The sequence below is a fragment of the Plantibacter sp. Mn2098 genome, from assembly GCF_049319745.1.
Taxonomy (GTDB): domain Bacteria; phylum Actinomycetota; class Actinomycetes; order Actinomycetales; family Microbacteriaceae; genus Plantibacter.
The window spans coordinates 11592-29587 of record NZ_JBMOUH010000005.1 but is presented as its reverse complement, the minus strand read 5'-3'; the positions used below and the strand labels follow the sequence as shown (position 1 = coordinate 29587).

At 69.2% G+C, this 17996-nt stretch carries 12 protein-coding genes and 1 tRNA gene; 10 read left to right on the top strand and 3 right to left on the bottom strand.

From position 1 onward, the window contains the following. Positions 1–76: 76 nt before the first annotated feature. A complete protein-coding gene (locus ACL9RL_RS08870) occupies positions 77–910 on the top strand; it encodes a DUF3097 domain-containing protein (protein ID WP_422779877.1) in 834 nt (277 codons plus the stop codon). A 160-nt stretch (positions 911–1070) separates the two neighbouring features. Here ACL9RL_RS08870 and ACL9RL_RS08865 read toward each other — a convergent pair whose 3' ends face one another. Beyond that, the gene (locus ACL9RL_RS08865) at positions 1071–2399 is read right to left on the bottom strand and encodes an aminotransferase class III-fold pyridoxal phosphate-dependent enzyme (RefSeq protein WP_422779876.1); all 1329 of its coding nucleotides are present in this window, start codon (positions 2397–2399) and stop codon (positions 1071–1073) included. 254 nt (positions 2400–2653) lie between these two features. Here ACL9RL_RS08865 and ACL9RL_RS08860 point away from each other — a divergent pair, with 254 nt between their 5' ends. Both ACL9RL_RS08860 and ACL9RL_RS08855 read left to right on the top strand, forming a co-directional pair. Further along, on the top strand, positions 2654–6844 hold the full coding sequence (locus tag ACL9RL_RS08860; protein WP_422780136.1) for a Pls/PosA family non-ribosomal peptide synthetase: 4191 nt from the start codon (positions 2654–2656) through the stop codon (positions 6842–6844). Further along, positions 6844–8175 carry a M1 family metallopeptidase gene (locus ACL9RL_RS08855; protein WP_422779875.1) on the top strand — a complete coding sequence of 444 codons (1332 nt, stop codon included), beginning with the start codon at positions 6844–6846 and terminating at the stop codon, positions 8173–8175. The genes ACL9RL_RS08860 and ACL9RL_RS08855 overlap by 1 nt, the downstream gene beginning before the upstream one ends. A 220-nt stretch (positions 8176–8395) precedes the next feature. Here ACL9RL_RS08855 and ACL9RL_RS08850 read toward each other — a convergent pair whose 3' ends face one another. Together ACL9RL_RS08850 and ACL9RL_RS08845 are read right to left on the bottom strand one after the other, a co-directional pair. Beyond that, entirely contained in the window at positions 8396–9172 is a 777-nt protein-coding gene (locus tag ACL9RL_RS08850) for a 4'-phosphopantetheinyl transferase family protein (protein ID WP_422779874.1), read from the bottom strand. 38 nt (positions 9173–9210) lie between these two features. Continuing rightward, positions 9211–9285, bottom strand: a tRNA-Arg gene (locus tag ACL9RL_RS08845). A 141-nt stretch (positions 9286–9426) separates the two neighbouring features. On the opposite strand from ACL9RL_RS08845, the gene ACL9RL_RS08840 reads away from it, so the two are divergent. From ACL9RL_RS08840 to thrB, 7 genes are all read left to right on the top strand, one after another. Beyond that, positions 9427–10242 carry a transglutaminase-like domain-containing protein gene (locus tag ACL9RL_RS08840; RefSeq protein ID WP_422779873.1) on the top strand — a complete coding sequence of 272 codons (816 nt, stop codon included), beginning with the start codon at positions 9427–9429 and terminating at the stop codon, positions 10240–10242. A 99-nt stretch (positions 10243–10341) separates the two neighbouring features. Next, positions 10342–12018, top strand: a complete 1677-nt coding sequence (gene argS, locus ACL9RL_RS08835) for an arginine--tRNA ligase (RefSeq protein ID WP_422779872.1) — start codon at positions 10342–10344, stop codon at positions 12016–12018. A 155-nt stretch (positions 12019–12173) separates the two neighbouring features. After that, positions 12174–12944, top strand: coding sequence for a DUF2993 domain-containing protein (locus ACL9RL_RS08830; RefSeq protein ID WP_422779871.1), 771 nt, complete (start codon positions 12174–12176; stop codon positions 12942–12944). 268 nt (positions 12945–13212) lie between these two features. Beyond that, positions 13213–14616 carry a diaminopimelate decarboxylase gene (gene lysA, locus ACL9RL_RS08825; RefSeq protein ID WP_422779870.1) on the top strand — a complete coding sequence of 468 codons (1404 nt, stop codon included), beginning with the start codon at positions 13213–13215 and terminating at the stop codon, positions 14614–14616. Then, positions 14613–15944: a homoserine dehydrogenase gene (locus ACL9RL_RS08820; RefSeq protein ID WP_422779869.1), complete on the top strand. Its 1332-nt coding sequence runs from the start codon at positions 14613–14615 to the stop codon at positions 15942–15944. Before lysA ends, ACL9RL_RS08820 begins: the two co-directional genes overlap by 4 nt. Next, positions 15944–17023, top strand: a complete 1080-nt coding sequence (gene thrC / locus ACL9RL_RS08815; RefSeq protein ID WP_422779868.1) for a threonine synthase — start codon at positions 15944–15946, stop codon at positions 17021–17023. The genes ACL9RL_RS08820 and thrC overlap by 1 nt, the downstream gene beginning before the upstream one ends. After that, positions 17020–17961 carry a homoserine kinase gene (gene thrB, locus ACL9RL_RS08810; protein ID WP_422779867.1) on the top strand — a complete coding sequence of 314 codons (942 nt, stop codon included), beginning with the start codon at positions 17020–17022 and terminating at the stop codon, positions 17959–17961. Before thrC ends, thrB begins: the two co-directional genes overlap by 4 nt. The last annotated feature ends 35 nt before the right edge of the window (positions 17962–17996 follow it).

Below are 17996 nucleotides of genomic sequence, written 5' to 3'. Positions count from 1 at the left end.
CGGAGCGCTGAGAACCGCCACGAGTGACAGTTCGCGAGCGACGCGATGCGGCGAGGCGGACGGGTAACGTGGTGGGGTGAGTGACGACAGGTATGGATCCGATGTGCTGGCCGGCGACTGGCGGAAGAAGCATCGCGTCGTGGCACGCGAGGTCGAGGCGGTCTCGGACCTCGTCGTCGAAGAGCTCGGCGGTTTCTGCGGCGCCGTCACCCGCGTCGAGGCGAAGATGGTCGAGCTGGAGGACTACCGCGGCAAACGTCGTGTCTTCCCCCTCGGCTCCGGCTTCCTGCTGGAGGGCCAGCCCGTCATCCTGATCGCGCCGAAGGCGGCGAAGCAGGGCCGGGCGAGGACGGCCTCCGGATCATTCGCCGTGGAGACCAAGGCGAGGGTCGCTCGCGCGAGCCGCATCTTCGTCGAGGGTCGACACGATGCTGAACTCGTGGAGCGCGTCTGGGGAGACGACCTCCGGGTGGAGGGCGTCGTCGTCGAGTACCTCGCAGGCGTCGACCATCTCGATGCTGCGCTCGCCGAGTTCAGGCCGGGCCCTGGACGCAGGGTCGGTGTGCTCGTCGATCACCTGGTGAAGGGGTCGAAGGAGCAGCGGATCGCCGATGCCGTGATGGCCGGTCCGCACGGTCGCAACGTCCTCATCGTCGGGCATCCGTACGTCGATGTCTGGCAGGCCGTCAAGCCGGCGCGTGTCGGGTTGCGCGAGTGGCCGATGATTCCGCGGTCGATCGAGTGGAAGCACGGCATCTGCGAGGCGCTCGGTTGGCCGCACGACTCGCAGGCCGACATCGCGCGTGCCTGGCAACGCATCCTCGGTCAGGTGCGCAGCTTCAACGATCTCGAACCGGAGCTCCTCGGCCGAGTCGAGCACCTCATCGACTTCACCACAGCCGTCGACTGATCCCGCCGTTGACCGGCGGCCCCGCTGTCGGCCGCCCCGCCGCCTCCGCAACCACCAGCTCAGCTGTTGCAGAATTCAGGACCGCACGCGCAATTCAGGACGATTCGGCGGCGTGTCGGGCCGACTCGTCCTGAATTGCGGAAATCGTCCTGAATTCCGATCAGACGGCGGCGATGGCGCGTTCGAGGACGTCGGCCGCGTCGTGCAGGAGCGCGTCGGACATGACCGCGCTCGGCAAGAGGCGCAGGACCGAGTCCCAGGAGCCGGCGTCGAGCGCCAGGACGCCCTCGGCGATGGCCGCGTCGATGATCGACTGCAGCGCGGTCGGGTGCGGCTGCTTCGTGCCGGGGACGACGAGCTCGACACCAGCCATGGCGCCGATGATGCGCACGTCGCCGACGATGTCGAAGCGGTCGGCCCAGTCGCCGATGCGCGCCCGCAGCGTCGCCTCGACCCGTCGAGCTTCACCGAGGATGTCGTTCTGCTCGATGAAGTCGAACGTCGCGAGCGCAGCCGCCGTGGAGACGGGGTTGCCGCCGAAGGTGCCGCCGATGCCGCCCGGCTGGACCGCATCCATGATCTCGGCGCGGCCGGTCACGGCGGACAGCGGGAAGCCGCCCGCGATGCCCTTCGCCGTGGTGATGAGGTCCGGGACGACGCCGTGGTGCTCGATCGAGTACCACGCGCCCGTGCGGCCGATGCCGGCCTGGATCTCGTCGGCGACGAACACGATGCCGTTCTCGGTGCACCACTCGCTGATCCGCTTGAAGTAGCCGGGGGCCGGGATGACGATGCCGCCGTCGCCGAGGACGGGCTCGGCGAAGAACGCGGCCACCTCGGAGGCGCCGATGTGCCGCTCGATGTAGTCGATCGTCACGGCAGCCGCTTCCTCGCCCGTGAGGCCGTCGCGGAAGGGGTAGGAGAGGGGGACGCTGTAGATCTCGCCCGGGAACGGACCGAAGCCGAGGCGCTCGGGCGCCGGCCGGTAGGTCATCGCCATGGTGAGGTTGGTGCGGCCGTGGAAGGCGTGGTCGAGGGCGACGATTGCACGGCGTCCGGTGAACTTCTTCGCGATCTTGACGGCGTTCTCCACCGCCTCGGCTCCGGAGTTCAGGAGGATCGAGTGCTTCTCGAAGTCGCCAGGGGTGATCTCGGCGAGCTTCTCCGCGACGCGCAGGTAGTTCTCGTACGGCGTCACGGTGAAGAGGGTGTGGGTGAGCTTCTGCGCCTGCGCGGCGGCCGCCGCTGCGACCTCGGCGTTCGCGTGCCCGATCGTGGTCACGCCGATGCCCGTGCCGAGGTCGATGATGCGGTTGCCGTCGACATCGACCAGGATGCCTCCCGATCCATGATCCATCCACACGGGGGCGAGGTTGCCGGCCCCTCGTGAAACGGCCTTCCGGCGCCGCTCGGTGAGGGCGAGCGACTTCGGGCCTGGGATGGCGGTGACGAGCTGACGTTCCTGGGGCACACTGAATTCGAGGGTCACCCGGCCATGATAATCCGCGTGCTTCCGAGCCGGCTGGACGTGCACGGTGTTGTGCCACACATCGACCGATGCGGCCGGTCGCCGCCGCTCGGATCGCGCCGACGCGTACGATTCGGGACAGCGCCCGACACCTGTCGGTTGGAGTTCGTTCACCGCCGGTCCACCCGGCGAATCTAGCCTGATGGGGTCAGGCGGAGGATCATCGAAGCCGGGGCACGATGACGGACCGACTGATTGGCGGGTCGACGCAGCACATGGACGACCGAGACACGAACGACACCGAGCGCGTGGGGGACACTGCGAACGTGGAAGACACTGCGACAGCGCACGACCAGACGACGACGGGCGACCAGACGACGGGTGACGACCGCAGGACCGCTGACGCACAGGCGGCGACCGACGGGTCGCGGCCCGGTCTGCTCCTCGGCAGCGAACGCACACCACCCGTGCGCACCCTGCTCGACATCCTGCGCGCGAGCGTCGCCGCCCACCCGGAGGCGTCTGCCCTCGAGGACGCCGCAGGCGCGCTCAGCTATCGAGAAATGATGGTGCGCGTCGACGCGATCGCCGCCCGCCTCGTCCTCGCGGGCGTGAGCCGGGGCGACCGCGTGGGGGTGCGCATCGGTTCTGGCACCAGGGAGCTGTACCTCGCGATCCTCGGTGTGCTCGCTGCAGGCGCTGCGTACGTCCCGGTCGACGCCGACGACCCGGAGGAGCGCGCGAGCCTCGTCTTCGGGGAGGCGCAGGTCGCCGCGATCATCACCGACGGCGGCGCGCTGGAGCTGCGGAAGCAGGAACCGCAGTCAGGAGAAGCCGCGACAAGCGCGAGCGCGGCAGCGGACCCGGCAGCAACTCCGGCCGCATCGGCCCCGGGCACCGTCTTCGCCGGCACAGCGCCGCACGCGGGCACGAGCACGATCGTCCTCCCGCCGCAGCCGACACCGGACGATGACTCGTGGATCATCTTCACCTCCGGCTCCACGGGCACCCCGAAGGGCGTCGCCGTCTCGCACCGCTCTGCCGCGGCGTTCGTTGACGCGGAGTCCCGCCTGTTCCTGCAGGACGAGCCGATCGGCCCGGGAGACCGCGTCCTCGCGGGCCTCTCGGTCGCGTTCGACGCCTCCTGCGAGGAGATGTGGCTCGCGTGGGCGCACGGCGCCTGCCTCGTGCCTGCCCCTCGCTCGCTCGTTCGGAGCGGCATGGACCTCGGCCCGTGGCTCGTCGCACGCGGCATCACGATCGTGTCCACCGTGCCGACCCTCGCGGCGATGTGGCCGCCGGAGTCGCTCGAGAACATCCGGATGCTCATCTTCGGCGGCGAGGCCTGCCCGCCGGAGCTCGCGGCCCGTCTCGCCGTCGACGGCCGGGAGGTCTGGAACACGTACGGCCCGACCGAGGCGACCGTCGTCGCATGCGCCGCGATCCTCACTGGGGAGTCGCCTGTGCGCATCGGCCTCCCGCTCGACGGGTGGGATCTCGCGGTCGTCGATGCGGAGGGGCAGCCGGTCGAGGAGGGCGGCGTCGGTGAGCTCATCATCGGCGGTGTTGGCCTCGCCAGGTACCTGGATCCGGCGAAGGACGCGGAGAAGTACGCGCCGATGCCCTCACTCGGCTGGGACCGCGCGTACCGCAGCGGCGACCTGGTCCGGTTCGAATCCGCCGGTCTCGTGTTCCAGGGGCGCGCCGACGACCAGGTGAAGATCGGCGGTCGACGCGTCGAACTCGGCGAGATCGAGGCGGCGCTGCAGGCGCTCGCCGGCGTCCAGGGCGCGGCGGTCGCCGTGCAGCACACCGCTGCGGGCAATGCCGTGCTCGTCGGCTACCTCGCCGTCGCCGATCCCGACGCGTTCGACACGGAGGCGGCGCTCGCCGCACTGCGCGAGGAACTGCCGGCGCCGCTCGTCCCACTGCTCGCCCTCGTCCCCGATCTCCCGACGCGCACCTCGGGCAAGGTCGACCGTGCAGCGCTGCCCTGGCCGTTGCCCGGCGCGAACGGCGATGCCACCTCGAACCTCAGCGGAACCCCGGCCTGGCTCGCTGAGCAGTGGACCGCGGTCCTCGGCGTCGCCGTCACACGCGAGGGCGACAACTTCTTCGACCTCGGCGGCGGCAGCCTCGCGGCTGCCCAACTCGTGTCGCTCATCCGCACACGCGATCCGGAGTTCACCGTCGCCGACATCTACGGGCACCCCCGCCTCGGCGCGATGGCTGCTGAGCTCGACGGCCGCCACCCGGAGGCCAGACGGAACGCGGCGACCGCGACGCCGGTCCTGCCGACCCCGGTGGGCACGCAGTGGCTGCAGACGGTCCTCGGCATCCCGTTGTTCATCCTCGTCGGACTGCGCTGGATGACGTACCTGCTGGCCGGGGCGCGCATCCTCGATCTGGTGGCGGACGTGCCGTTCCTGCCGATCGTGTCGTGGTGGTGGATCATCGCGGCGTTCGTCCTGTTCATCACGCCGATCGGGCGGATGGGGATCACGGTCGCAGCGTCCAGGCTCCTGCTGCTCGGTGTGCGTCCCGGCGACCACCCTCGCGGCGGCTCCGTGCACGTCAGGCTGTGGCTCGCGGAGCGCATCGCGGACTCCGTCGGTGCGGTGAGTCTCGCAGGGGCACCGTGGATCTCGACCTACGCGAGGGCGCTCGGCGCGAGGATCGGCCGTGACGTCGATCTGCACAGTGTGCCGCCCATCACGGGGTTCCTGACGATCGGCTCCCGGGCGTCGATCGAGCCGGAGGTCGACCTGCGCGGCTACTGGGTCGACGGCGACGTCCTCCGCCTCGGCGCCATCCACGTCGGTGCGGATTCGACCGTCGGCGCCCGCAGCACCCTGCTCGCGGGGACGCGCATCGGCAAGCACGCGGAGATCGCGCCGGGCTCCTCCGTCTTCGGGCGGGTGCCGTCCGGGCACCTGTGGTCCGGTTCCCCTGCGGTCCGCGTCGGCAAGGCGAAGCCGGTGTGGCCGGTGGAGCGACCGGAGCGCAAGCGCCGCTGGCTGCTCGCGTACGGGGTCGGCTCTGCCGCGCTGTCCGTGCTGCCGTTCCTCGCGTTCGCCCTCGGGGCGGTGGTCCTCGCCGCCGGTGCGATCAATCCGACCGGCAGGCTCGCCGCCGACGGTCAGCCCGAACCGCAGAGCCTCCTCGACTTCACGCTGCGCGCTTCCGCGTGGGTGCCCGTCGCGACGCTCGTCTGGTTCGTCGTCCTGGCGCTCAGCACCATCGCGCTCGTGCGTCTGCTCGGCCTCGGCCTCAGTGAGGGGTTCTTCCCCGTCCGCAGCCGTGTCGGCTGGCAGGTGTGGGCCACCGAGCGCCTGCTCGACTCCTCGCGCACACTCCTCTTCCCGCTGTACGCGTCGCTCATCACGCCCGTGTGGTTGCGGGCGCTCGGTGCGAAGGTCGGCCGGAACGTCGAGGCGTCGACCGTGCTCCTCCTGCCGAGGATGACGACCGTCGGCGACGGCGCGTTCCTTGCGGACGACACGATGATCGCCTCCTACGAACTCGGCGGCGGCTGGATCCGCATCGCGCACGCCTCCGTCGGCAAGCGCGCATTCCTCGGCAACTCCGGCATGGCCGGGCCGGGCACCAACGTGCCGAAGAACGGCCTCGTCGCCGTGCTCTCGGCGGCTCCCCGCAAGGCGAAGTCCGGCTCATCGTGGCTCGGCAGCCCGCCCATGCGCTTGCGCAGGCAGGTGGCCGAGTTCGACGACGACCGCACGTTCTCTCCGCTGCCGAGGCTCAAGGTGGCGCGTGCGTTGTGGGAGATCTGCCGGTTGCTGCCCGTGATGGTGACGACGCTCATCGGACTGCTCGTCCTGCTGTCGCTCGCCTGGCTGTCCGACGTCATCGGCCTGTGGGGCGCGATCGCGGTGAGCGGTGTCGTCCTGATGATCGCCGGTGCAGTGGCCGCCGTGGTGACGACGGTCGCGAAGTGGACCATCGTCGGTCGGATCCGGGTCGGCGAGCATCCGCTCTGGTCCTCGTTCATCTGGCGCAACGAGGTCTCCGACACCTTCGTCGAAATGGTCGCTGCGCCCTGGTTCGCGCTGCCGGCGACCGGCACGCCTGCGCTCGTGTGGTGGTTGCGGTCGCTCGGCGCCCGCATCGGCCGCGGTGTGTGGTGTGAGACGTACTGGTTGCCGGAGGCCGACCTCGTCGAGCTCGGCGACGGCGCGACGGTCAACCGGGGCTGCGTTGTGCAGACACACCTGTTCCATGATCGAATCATGAGCATGGATGCAGTCGAACTCAGCCGGGGCGCCACCCTCGGCCCGCACAGCGTGATCCTGCCCGGCGCGCGGATCGACGCCGACGCGACGGTCGGACCGGTGTCGCTCGTGATGCGCGGCGAGAGCGTTCCGGCCGGAAGTCGGTGGAGCGGCAACCCGATCGGCCCGTGGCGCGATGTGACGACGGCGGAGTACCGCACGCTGGTGTCGCACTGATGACGGCGCAGGAATCCGGGCCGGACCCGTACACGCCGTCGAGCGGCAACACCGGGTACAGCGTCGACCACTACGACCTCGACCTCGAGTACGACGTCGACCGCAACGGCCTCCGCGGCACCGCGACGATCGCGGCGACCGCCGACGCGGGGGAGCCGTTGAGCAGGTTCGCGCTCGACCTCGTCGGCCTGCGCGTCTCGAAGGTCACGGTCGACGGCGGCGCGGTCGCCAGGGTCACCCACTCGGGCGGCAAGCTCCGCATCACGCTGCGGCGCGCTGTGCCGGCCGGGGCGTCGTTCACGGTCGTCGTCCGGTACACGGGATCGCCCCGCCCCGTCCGCAGCCCGTGGGGCGAACTGGGATGGGAGGAGCTCGAGGACGGCGTCATCGTCGCCTCCCAGCCCAACGGCTCCGGCAGCTGGTTCCCCTGCAACGACGTCCCGAGCGACAAGGCCACCTACCGCACGAGTGTCACGACCGCGTCGTCGTACTCGGTCGTCGCGCAGGGCGAGCTCGTCTCCCGGGTGCCGAAGTCGAGCACAACGACGTGGGTGTTCGATCAGCGGGAGCCGACCGCGAGCTATCTCGCGACCCTGCAGATCGGGCACTACGAGCGGTTGTCGATCGCGGCAGGCACCGTACCGATGGTCGCGCATCTGCCCGGTGACCTCGTCACCGCGTTCCGACACGACTTCGCCGACCAGGCCAGGATGGTGCAGGTGTTCGAGGAGCGGTTCGGACCGTACCCGTTCGGCTCCTACGGCATCGTGGTGACCGACGACGAGCTGGAGATCCCGCTCGAAGCGCAGGGCATGTCGATCTTCGGCCGCAACCATGTCGATGGCGTCGGCGGGTCTGAACGGCTCGTCGCACACGAGCTCGCCCACCAGTGGTTCGGCAACAGTGTGACCGCGGCCAGATGGCAGGACATCTGGTTGCACGAGGGGTTCGCGTGCTACGCGGAGTGGATCTGGTCGGAGGCGTCCGGTGGACCGAGTGCCGATGCGTGCGCCAGGTCGCACCATCGCTCGCTCGCGCAGGCGCCGCGGGACCTGCTGTTGGCAGACCCTGGGCCGGAGCTGATGTTCGACGATCGTGTGTACAAGCGCGGTGCGATCACGCTGCATGCCGTGCGCGTGCTGCTCGGCGATGTCGTGTTCTTCCGGTTGCTGCACGAGTGGACGCGGCGTTTCCGTCACGGTTCGGTGCGGACGGCGGATTTCCAGGCGCTCGCTGCGGAGGTCGCCGGGTCGGCGCTCGCCGCATCGCTCGACGACATCTTCGCCCGCTGGCTCTTCGAGACCGATCTGCCGTCCTTCCCCAAGCGCTGACCCCGTCCCGCCCCGTCGACCACCGGTCCCTGAGCCTGTCGACCCCGGTCCCTGAGCTTGTCGAAGGGCCCACCCACCGCCCCCTGAACCTGTCGAAGGGCCCACCCCGGACCCCGAACCCGCCGAAACATCGAGCACAACTCCTTCAATTCGGACGACGATTCCAGCTCGCCCGCGGAATTCCGGGGCTCCGATCTCGGCGGCGTCAAAATCGAAGGAGTTATGCTCGATCGGCTCCGGCGGGTGCCGTGGGTTCAGATGGGTCAGACAGGTCAGACGGGTCGGCGGTCAGGATGATGGCGATGCTCGCAGCGAGACCCTGGGACAGCTGGACGTCCTGGAGTCGGATCGACGTCGAGAGTGCCGGAGCGGCAGGCCTGGCCAGCGCAGCAGGCCCCGCCAGCGCAGCGGGCAGGACGAGCACGCGCGGGGCGTGGTCCCTGCTCGGCGTCGTGACCTCGATCGTCGCCGGATCCACGCGCAGCCCGGTGCCGATCGCTTTGAGCACGGCCTCCTTCCGCGTCCAGAACTGTGCGAGCGCCGGCAGACGCTGTCGCTTCGGAAGCTGAAGCCATCCGGCACGCTCCCGTGCCGACAACGCCACGTCCTCGACGCCCGCGAACCGCGCAGCATCGATCATCTCCACATCCACGCCGATGTCACCGGCGAGCGACGCGACCGCCACGGTCGCGGTGGGCGAATGGCTGAGCGACACGTGCACCCGTCGCCCGTCGGGCAGGATCGCCTCCGGACGTCCGTGCTCCGTGCCGCATTCCGGGCAGGTCGCGATGATCCGCACCTCGTCGGGGGCGGCGCCGACGAGTTCGGCGGCGGTGGCGCGGAGGAGCGCCCGGCCGAGCAGGAAACGGCGTCGGTCGGGGACGGTGGCGAGACGGCGATGCTCGGCGTCGCTCAATGGGAGGACGGCGGCCGCTTCATCCACGACGTCGTCGCGCGGGTCGACCCAACGGAGGGCGACGTGCTGCTCGGCGGACATGCCTCAAGTATCTCGGCTGCCGTGCAGATCTGGTGCTGTGGTGCCCTCGACTGGATTCGAACCAGCGACTTCTTCCTCCGGAGGGAAGCGCTCTTCCGCTGAGCTACGAAGGCGGACACCATCAAGTTACCAGAGTCTCGGGCGCGGGTGGGACGATGCGGGCGGACGGGGTGCGAATTCACACGGTTGACGGCACGGTGAACAAGCGGTGAATGCGGCCTGGAGCGCTCCTTCGCGCGTGTGAGAATGATGCAATGCAGCGTACGGTCACCGCCTCCATCGACCTCCAGGTGCACGGTTCGAGCGACCTCATCTTCTCGATCGCCGTCGCCGCAGGCACGCCACTCGTCGACGAACAACTGACGGTCTTGTCGGAGTCGGGCGCGTATGCGGTCCGTGAGCTCATCGGGGAGGACGGGACACGGTTGCACCGGGTTCAGGCGGAGCCAGGACGGGTCGAGGTGTTCTACCGGGCGAGCGTCGGCGACGATGTCCGCAGTGTCGAGCGCGGCCTCCGCTCCGTGCACGTTGAGGAACTGTCGAGCATCGCGTATCTGCGTCAGAGCCGGTACTGCGAGTCCGATCGTCTGCTCGGGCTCGCGAGGTCGGAGTTCCGCGGGCTGACAGGGCTCGCGCTGCTGCATGCTGTGGGGGAGTGGGTGCACGGGCGCCTCGAGTACGTGTCCGGGTCCACGAACTTCAGCGACAGCGCCATGACGACGCTCGACGGCGGCCGTGGAGTGTGTCGCGATTTCGCGCACCTCACGATCGCGCTGTTGCGCGCGCTCGACGTCCCGGCCAGGTACACCTCCGTCTACGCCCCTGGCCTCGCGCCGATGGACTTCCACGCGGTCGCGGAGGCGAAGGTCGACGGTGAGTGGCACGTGATCGATGCGACGAAGCTCGCCCCACGGCAGTCGTTCGTCCGCATCGCGACGGGCAGGGACGCGGCCGATGTCGCGTGGCTGACCAATCACGGCGGCCGGTTGAGCGTCGAGCGGTTGAGCGTTACGGCGGTGGCGGACATCCTTCCCGTCGACGACAGCCTCGGAGCTGTGCTCCTCGCCTGACCTCGTTCCTCCGTTCGTCCGTCCCTTCCTCCGTCCGTCCGATTCTCCTGGCAACGGTGGAGAACGACGGGTCCGGCCAGCCCGGTAGAATTGCTGCTCGTGACTCCTGAAGACCTCGCCAAAGCCCTGTTCGACATCGTCCTCCCGATCGCGGACCGACGACGCCAGGCTGCCGGCATCGAGGAGGAGGTCACGCTCAGCCCGGCCGATGTGGTGCTCGAGCGTCCCAAGAACCGCGACCACGGCGACTGGGCGTGCAACATCGCCATGAAGCTCGCGAAGCGCGTCGGCTCGAACCCGCGTGAACTCGCCCAGGAGCTCGTCGAGGCCCTCGCCGGCATCGATGGCGTCGCCTCGGCCGAGGTCGCTGGGCCCGGCTTCATCAACATCCGTCTCGATGCAGCAGCCGCCGGCGCGCTGGCGAAGACGATCGTCGACGCCGGTGCGGAATTCGGCCGCAACGAGTCGCAGGCCGGTGCGTCGATCAACCTCGAGTTCGTCTCCGCGAACCCGACCGGACCGCTGCACATCGGCCACACGCGTTGGGCGGCGCTCGGCGACTCGATCGCTCGCATCCTCAAAGCCTCGGGCGCGACCGTCGCGAGCGAGTACTACATCAACGACGCCGGCAACCAGATGGACACGTTCGCCGCGTCCATCCTCGCTGCTGCGAAGGGCGAGCCGACCCCGGAGGGCGGCTACCCGGGCGCCTACATCGCCGAGCTCGCCGCCCAGGTCCTCACGGAGGTCCCCGACCTGCTGGAGCGCCCGGACGCGGAAGCCTCCGACATCGCCCGCGAGCACGCATATGCGCTGCAGCTCGCGGAGATCAAGGCGTCGCTCGCGCGCTTCAACGTGGACTTCGACGTGTGGTTCAGCGAACGCACCCTCCACGCGGCGGGCGAGGACGGCACGAGCCTCATCGACCAGGCCATCGACCGTCTGCGCGAGCAGGGCCACGTCTACGACGACGAGGGCGCCGTGTGGGTCCGCACGACCGATTTCGGTGACGACAAGGACCGTGTCATCCGTCGTGGCAACGGCGTCTTCACCTACTTCGCAGCCGATGCCGCCTACTACCTCAACAAGGGCGACCGCGGCTTCCAGCACAAGATCTACCTCCTGGGCGCCGACCACCACGGCTACGTCCACCGTCTGCGCGCCCTCGCCGGTGCTGCCGGTGACGACCCGAACCGCGACATCGAGGTCTTGATCGGTCAGCTCGTGAGCGTCAACGGCGCGCGTCTGTCCAAGCGCGCAGGCAACATCATCGAGATGAACGACCTGCTGGAGTGGATCGGCGCGGACGCGCTCCGCTACTCGCTCGCGCGCTACCCGGCCGACTCGCCGCTCGCGCTCGACCCGGAGCAGTTGCGCAGCCGCACGAACGACAACCCCGTCTTCTACGTGCAGTACGCGCACGCCAGGACGAGTTCCGTCGGTCGCAACGCGGCAGCGTCGGGTGTCGACCGCAGCGCGTTCGCTCCGGAGATGCTCGAACACGAGACGGAGTCCGCGCTGCTCGGCGCCCTGCAGGAGTTCCCGCGCATCGTCGCCCAGTCGGCGGAGCTGCGCGAGCCGCACCGCATCGCCCGTCACCTGGAGGAGATCGCGAGCCTCTACCACCGCTGGTACGACAACTGCCGTGTGGTGCCGATGGGTGAGGAGCCGGTCACGGACCTGCACCGCACGCGCCTGTGGCTGAACGACGCGACCGGTGTTGTCATCCGCAACGGCCTCGACCTCCTGGGAGTCTCCGCGCCAGAGCGCATGTAGTCCCATCCGCCCGGGTGGCTGTTCAGAATTCCGGAACTCTCGGCCGAAATGCGGCCCGGCATGCGCATTCCGCGTCCGTGAAGCGCTTTCCGGCCGCAGAGTTCCGGAATTGTGGACACACCCGATGCGCAGGGCTCGACGGATACGCTGGTCGTATGACTGCGACCACCGCCCCGTCCGCCAGGAAACGTCGCCCCTGGGTGCCCGTCGTCATCGTGCTCGCGGTCATCGCGGCACTTGTCGCGGTGTTCTTCATCGCCGACGCGATCGTCCGCGGTGTTGCCGAGCAGCGCGTCAAGGCCGAGATCGAGCAGCACCTCCCGTCGAACGTGCAGGCCGACGTCCAGGTGTCGATCGGCGGCGTCTCGGTCATCGGGCAGTACCTCGCGGGCACCTTCGACGAGGTCCGACTGTCCGACGCGAAGCTCACGGTCGACGGCATCCCGCTCGACGTGGACGTCACGGCGACGGGTGTGCCGGTGGAGCAGGACCAGCCGATCGGCAACGTCACCTCCACCATCACGGTCGACGCCCAAGGCGCCCAGCAGATCACGAAGGCCGCCGGCCTGACGGGCAAGCTGACGCTCGGCAAGGACGTCGTCGGCTACGCCGATGAACTCAAGGCCCTCGGCCTCACCGTCCCGTACAGCTTCGAGGTCAAGCCGACGACCTCGGCGGACCGCGTCACCTTCGTACCGACGAAGGTCGACGTCGATGCCGGCGCGTTCGGCACGATCGACCTCAGCCGCGCCGCGGAGGCGCTCCTCGCGACGAACCCGCCGAGCCTGTGCGTCGCACAGTACCTCCCTGCCGGTGCAACGCTCGACGGCCTCACGATCACGCCCAAGCAGGCCACGGCCCATCTGTCCTCGACCACGCTGCGCCTCGATGCTGCATCCCTGCAGACCCTCGGCACGTGTTCCTGAGTGCCGGCACCCTTTCGTGACGTTGTCGATTTCGGTGCTGACGTGCGGCATCGGTAGACTCTGACGCACACCCGCCGTACGATCCGGCGGTGACGTCTGCGGTTCACCAGCGGCTGTCCGTTGCGTGTCCACAGATGCAATGCGGTGCCGCGGATGCTGCGTCAATATCCGTGAATCGCGAACCACTCATACGGTGCTTCAGGGGCCAAACCGGGTCCGCTCGCCCAACGAGACCTCCTCATCCGACTCTTCAGGACTCAGGACACCCGTGGCCAGAAATCCCCTCGCCCCCGGTTGGCTCGACGAGCCGACCGACGCCAACGCGATCGACGCAGCCGTCTGGCCGCTCGGCACGACCAGAACCGACGCCGGTGTGTTGACGATCGGCGGTGTCGACGTCCTCACGCTCCGTGAACGGTTCGGGACGCCGCTGTACGTCGTCGACGAGACCGATGTCCGCACGAGGGCCAGAGCGGTCCGTGAGGCGTTCGAGCGAGAGACCGCGAAGCACGGCACGACCGCGGCCGTCTACTACGCCGGCAAAGCGTTCCTCTCGACCGAGGTCGCCCGCTGGGTCACCGCCGAAGGGCTCCGCATCGATGTCTGCAGCGGTGGAGAGCTCGCCGTCGCGCTGGCGTCGGGGGCCGACGCCGGCAGCCTCGGCTTCCACGGCAACAACAAGTCGATCGCCGAGATCGACCGCGCTGTGCAGGTGGGCGTCGGGGCGATCGTGATCGACAGCCTCGTGGAGATCGAACGAGTAGCTGCCGCTGCGGAACGCGCCGGTCGTGTCCAGGCCGTGCGTCTGCGCGTCAACAGCGGTGTTCATGCACACACCCACGAGTTCCTGGCCACGGCGCACGAGGACCAGAAGTTCGGTCTCCCGCTGGACGGCGCTGCCGCTGCCGTCGAGGCCATCCGCAGCCACGACAGACTCCGCTTCCTCGGTCTGCACTGCCACATCGGTTCGCAGATCTTCGGCGCAGAGGGCTTCGCCGAGTCCGCCGCCCGTCTGCTCGCCGTCCATGCGGAACTCCTCGCCGGCGGGCCCGTCCCGGAGCTCAATCTCGGCGGCGGCTTCGGCATCGCGTACACCTCGGCCGACACCCCGACCCCGATCGACGAACTCGCCGCGGCGATCGTCGACGGCGTCGTCGCAGCGGCGGCGGCCCACGGCGTCCCGATCCCTGCACTCGCGTTCGAGCCCGGCCGCGTCATCGTCGGCGGCGCAGGGGTGACGCTCTACGAGGCCGGAACGGTCAAGGACGTCACGGTCTCCCTGGAGCAGGGCGGCACGGCCGTCCGCCGGTATGTGAGCGTCGACGGCGGCATGAGCGACAACGCCCGCCCCTCGCTGTACGGCGCCGACTACACGGTCCGCATCGCCGACCGACGCAGCGACGCAGAACCTGCGCTCGTCCGCATCGCCGGCAAGCACTGCGAGGCCGGCGACATCGTGGTCAACGCCGACTACCTGCCTGCCGACGTCCGAGCAGGCGATCTCCTCGCCGTTCCGGCGACCGGCGCGTACTGCTGGTCGCTCGCGAGCAACTACAACTACCTCGGTCGTCCTCCCGTCGTCGCCGTCGCAGACGGCGACGCCCGCGTCATCGTGCGCGGAGAGACGGAAGACGACCTCCTTCGCCGCGACGCCGGATTGGACGCCGAATGATCGAATACCGCAACCTCAAGGTCGCGCTGCTCGGCGCAGGATCGGTGGGCTCCCAAGTGGCCCGCCTCCTGCTCGAGCAGGCCGACGAACTCGCAGCGCGCTCCGGCGCGAGCCTGGAGCTCATCGGCATCGCCGTGCGCGACGTCGACGGCAAGCGCGACGTCGACCTCCCGCGTGAGCTCTACACGACCGACGCTGAGGCGCTCATCGTGAGCGCCGACATCGTCATCGAGCTGATGGGCGGCATCGAGCCGGCCAAGAGCTACATCCTGCAGGCGATCAACGCCGGGGCCGATGTCGTGACCGCCAACAAGGCGCTCCTCGCCACCCACGGACCCGAACTGTTCCAGGCGGCCGACCAGGTCGGCGCGCAGCTCAACTACGAGGCGGCCGTCGCAGCGGCGATCCCGATCATCCGCCCGCTGCGCGACAGCCTCGCCGGCGACCGCATCAACCGCATCCTCGGCATCGTCAACGGCAGCACGAACTACATGCTCGACCGGATGGACCGCTTCGGCGACACGATGGAGGACGCAGCCACGATCGCGAGCGAGCTCGGCTACCTCGAAGCCGACCCAACGCTCGACGTCGAAGGCTACGACGCCGCGCAGAAGGCGACGATCCTCGCGAGCCTCGCCTTCCACACCACGGTCCCCGTCGAGGCAGTGCACCGCGAGGGCATCACAACGGTCACCAAGGCCCAGGTCGATTCCGCCAGGGCGGAGGGCTACGTCATCAAGCTCCTCGCTATCGCGGAGCGCATCGTCGACGCCGAGACCGGTATCGAGGGGCTCTCGGCCCGCGTCTACCCGGCGCTCATCAGCCGCGAGCACCCGCTCGCAGCAGTCCACGGCGGCAACAACGCCGTGTTCGTCGAGGCGGAGAACGCCGGAAGCCTGATGTTCTACGGCGCGGGAGCCGGTGGCAAGGAGACCGCATCCGCCGTCCTCGGCGACGTCGTCTCTGCAGCGCGCAGGCACGTCGCCGGCGGCCCGGGCGTCGGCGAGTCGACGCACGCCGACCTGCCCGTCCTCGACATCGGCAAGGTGTCGACCAGGTACCAGGTCACCCTGGAGGTCGACGACCAGCCGGGTGTCCTCGCGGCCATCGCCGGTGTCCTCAGCGAGGGCGGCGTCTCCGTCGAAACCGTCCAGCAGTCCATCGCATCGTCCGTGGCGTCGTCCGACGGCACGAAATCCACCGCTACCCTGGTCATTGGCACACATCGAGCACTCGAATCGTCCCTCGCGGCGACCGTCGAGCAGCTCGCCGCCAACGATCACGTCGAGGCAGTGGTGTCAGTCCTACGAGTTGAAGGAGCCGAATAGTGGCCAAGCAGTGGCGTGGAGTTCTCCGCGAGTACGCGGATCGTCTCGATGTGACAGAGGCGACCCCTGTCATCACCCTCGGTGAGGGCGGCACGCCGCTCCTCCCCGCTCCGGCGCTGTCCGCGCGAACGGGTGCGAACGTGTGGGTCAAGTTCGAGGGCATGAACCCGACCGGTTCCTTCAAGGACCGCGGTATGACGATGGCGGTCTCGAAGGCCGTCGAGCACGGTGCGAAGGCGATCATCTGCGCTTCCACCGGCAACACCTCCGCATCCGCAGCTGCCTACGCCGCCCACGCCGGCATCACCGCGGCCGTCCTCGTTCCGGAGGGCAAGATCGCGATGGGCAAGCTCAGCCAGGCGGTCGCGCACAACGGCCAGCTCATCCAGGTGCAGGGCAACTTCGACGACTGCCTCGAGATCGCTCGCGAGCTCGCGGAGCACTACCCCGTCCACCTCGTGAACTCGGTCAACAACGACCGCATCGAGGGTCAGAAGACGGCCGCGTTCGAAATCGTCGAGGTCCTCGAGGACGCTCCGGACTTCCACTTCATCCCGATCGGCAACGCCGGCAACTACACGGCGTACACGCGCGGCTTCACGGAGGAGCTGGAGCGCGGCATCACCACGAAGCTCCCGCGCATGTTCGGCTTCCAGGCCGCAGGCAGCGCGCCCATCGTCCACGGCGAGGTCGTCAAGAACCCCGACACGATCGCGTCCGCGATCCGCATCGGCAACCCGGCTTCGTGGGAGCTCGCCCTTGAGGCCCGCACCCGCACGAACGGCTACTTCGGCGCCATCGAGGACACCAAGATCCTCGAAGCGCAGCGCATCCTGTCCTCCGAGGTCGGCATCTTCGTCGAGCCGGCGTCCGCGATCAGCGTGGCCGGCCTCCTCGAGCGTTCGGCCGCCGGCGAGATCCCGGCCGGTTCAACGGTGACCCTGACGGTCACGGGCCACGGCCTCAAGGACCCGCAGTGGGGCCTCCGCCTCGAAGACGGTTCGCAGGCGCAGCCGACGATCGTCTCCGCCGAGACCTCCGCCGTCGCGGATGTGCTCGGCCTGAAGGCGCAGGCATGACCCACGTCGGTCGCAGCGTCACCGTCAAGGTGCCTGCGACCTCGGCAAACCTGGGGCCGGGCTTCGACACGCTCGGCCTCGCGCTCGCGCAGTACGACGAGCTGACCGTCACGGTCCGCGAGGAGCCCGGCGTCTTCGTCGAGGTCATCGGCGTCGGCGCAGGCGAAGTGCCGACGGACGAGAGCAATCTCGTCATCACGGCCATCGCGCACGCCTTCACGGATGTCGGACGGGAACTCCCCGGGCTCGACGTCGTTGCGCGGAACACGATCCCGCACGGCCGGGGACTCGGATCCTCCGGTGCAGCGATCGTCTCGGGCATCATGGCGGCGAAGGGACTGCTGGAGGGCGAGGTCGAACTCACCTCGGACGACCTCCTGCGTCTCGCCACCGAGATGGAGGGTCACCCGGACAACGTGGCGCCTGCCCTCTTCGGCGGCCTGACGATCGCCTGGACGACCGAGACCGGTCCGCAGCACAAGAAGCTCATCGTGCACCGCGGCGTCTCGCCGCTCGTGTTCGTGCCGGAGCACACGATGTCGACGCAGCTCGCTCGCAGCCTGCAGCCGGCGAACGTGCCGCACGCCGACGCCGCGTTCAACGTGTCGCGTTCCGCCCTGCTGGTCGCAGCGCTCACGCAGAGCCCTGAGCTGCTGCTGGCCGCCACGGAGGACCGCCTCCACCAGAGCTACCGTGCCGCGGCGATGCCGGAGACGAACGCACTCATCACGCTGCTGCGGGAGAACGGCTTCGCGGCCGTCGTCTCCGGTGCAGGTCCCTCGATCCTCGTCCTCGCTGACGACCCGGGGAAGCGTCTCGAAGCCGCGGCACTCGTTGCGGAACACTCCGCGACACCCTGGCAGGCACTGATGCTCGCGGTGGACTTCAAGGGTGCTACAGTTGGACTGCACCCGGCCCACCCCGTCTCTTTGGCGTAACCGGCTTCCGGGGCAATTCCGCACATTCATCGCTT

Excerpts from the sequence above, each read along its gene's own strand:
- ACL9RL_RS08860 (WP_422780136.1), top strand. The coding sequence starts at position 2,654 with ATGGACGACCGAGACACGAACGACACCGAGCGCGTGGGGGACACTGCG.
- ACL9RL_RS08855 (WP_422779875.1), top strand. The coding sequence starts at position 6,844 with ATGACGGCGCAGGAATCCGGGCCGGACCCGTACACGCCGTCGAGCGGC.
- ACL9RL_RS08850 (WP_422779874.1), bottom strand. The coding sequence starts at position 9,172 with ATGTCCGCCGAGCAGCACGTCGCCCTCCGTTGGGTCGACCCGCGCGAC.
- ACL9RL_RS08840 (WP_422779873.1), top strand. The coding sequence starts at position 9,427 with ATGCAGCGTACGGTCACCGCCTCCATCGACCTCCAGGTGCACGGTTCG.
- ACL9RL_RS08830 (WP_422779871.1), top strand. The coding sequence starts at position 12,174 with ATGACTGCGACCACCGCCCCGTCCGCCAGGAAACGTCGCCCCTGGGTG.
- ACL9RL_RS08820 (WP_422779869.1), top strand. The coding sequence starts at position 14,613 with ATGATCGAATACCGCAACCTCAAGGTCGCGCTGCTCGGCGCAGGATCG.
- thrB (WP_422779867.1), top strand. The coding sequence starts at position 17,020 with ATGACCCACGTCGGTCGCAGCGTCACCGTCAAGGTGCCTGCGACCTCG.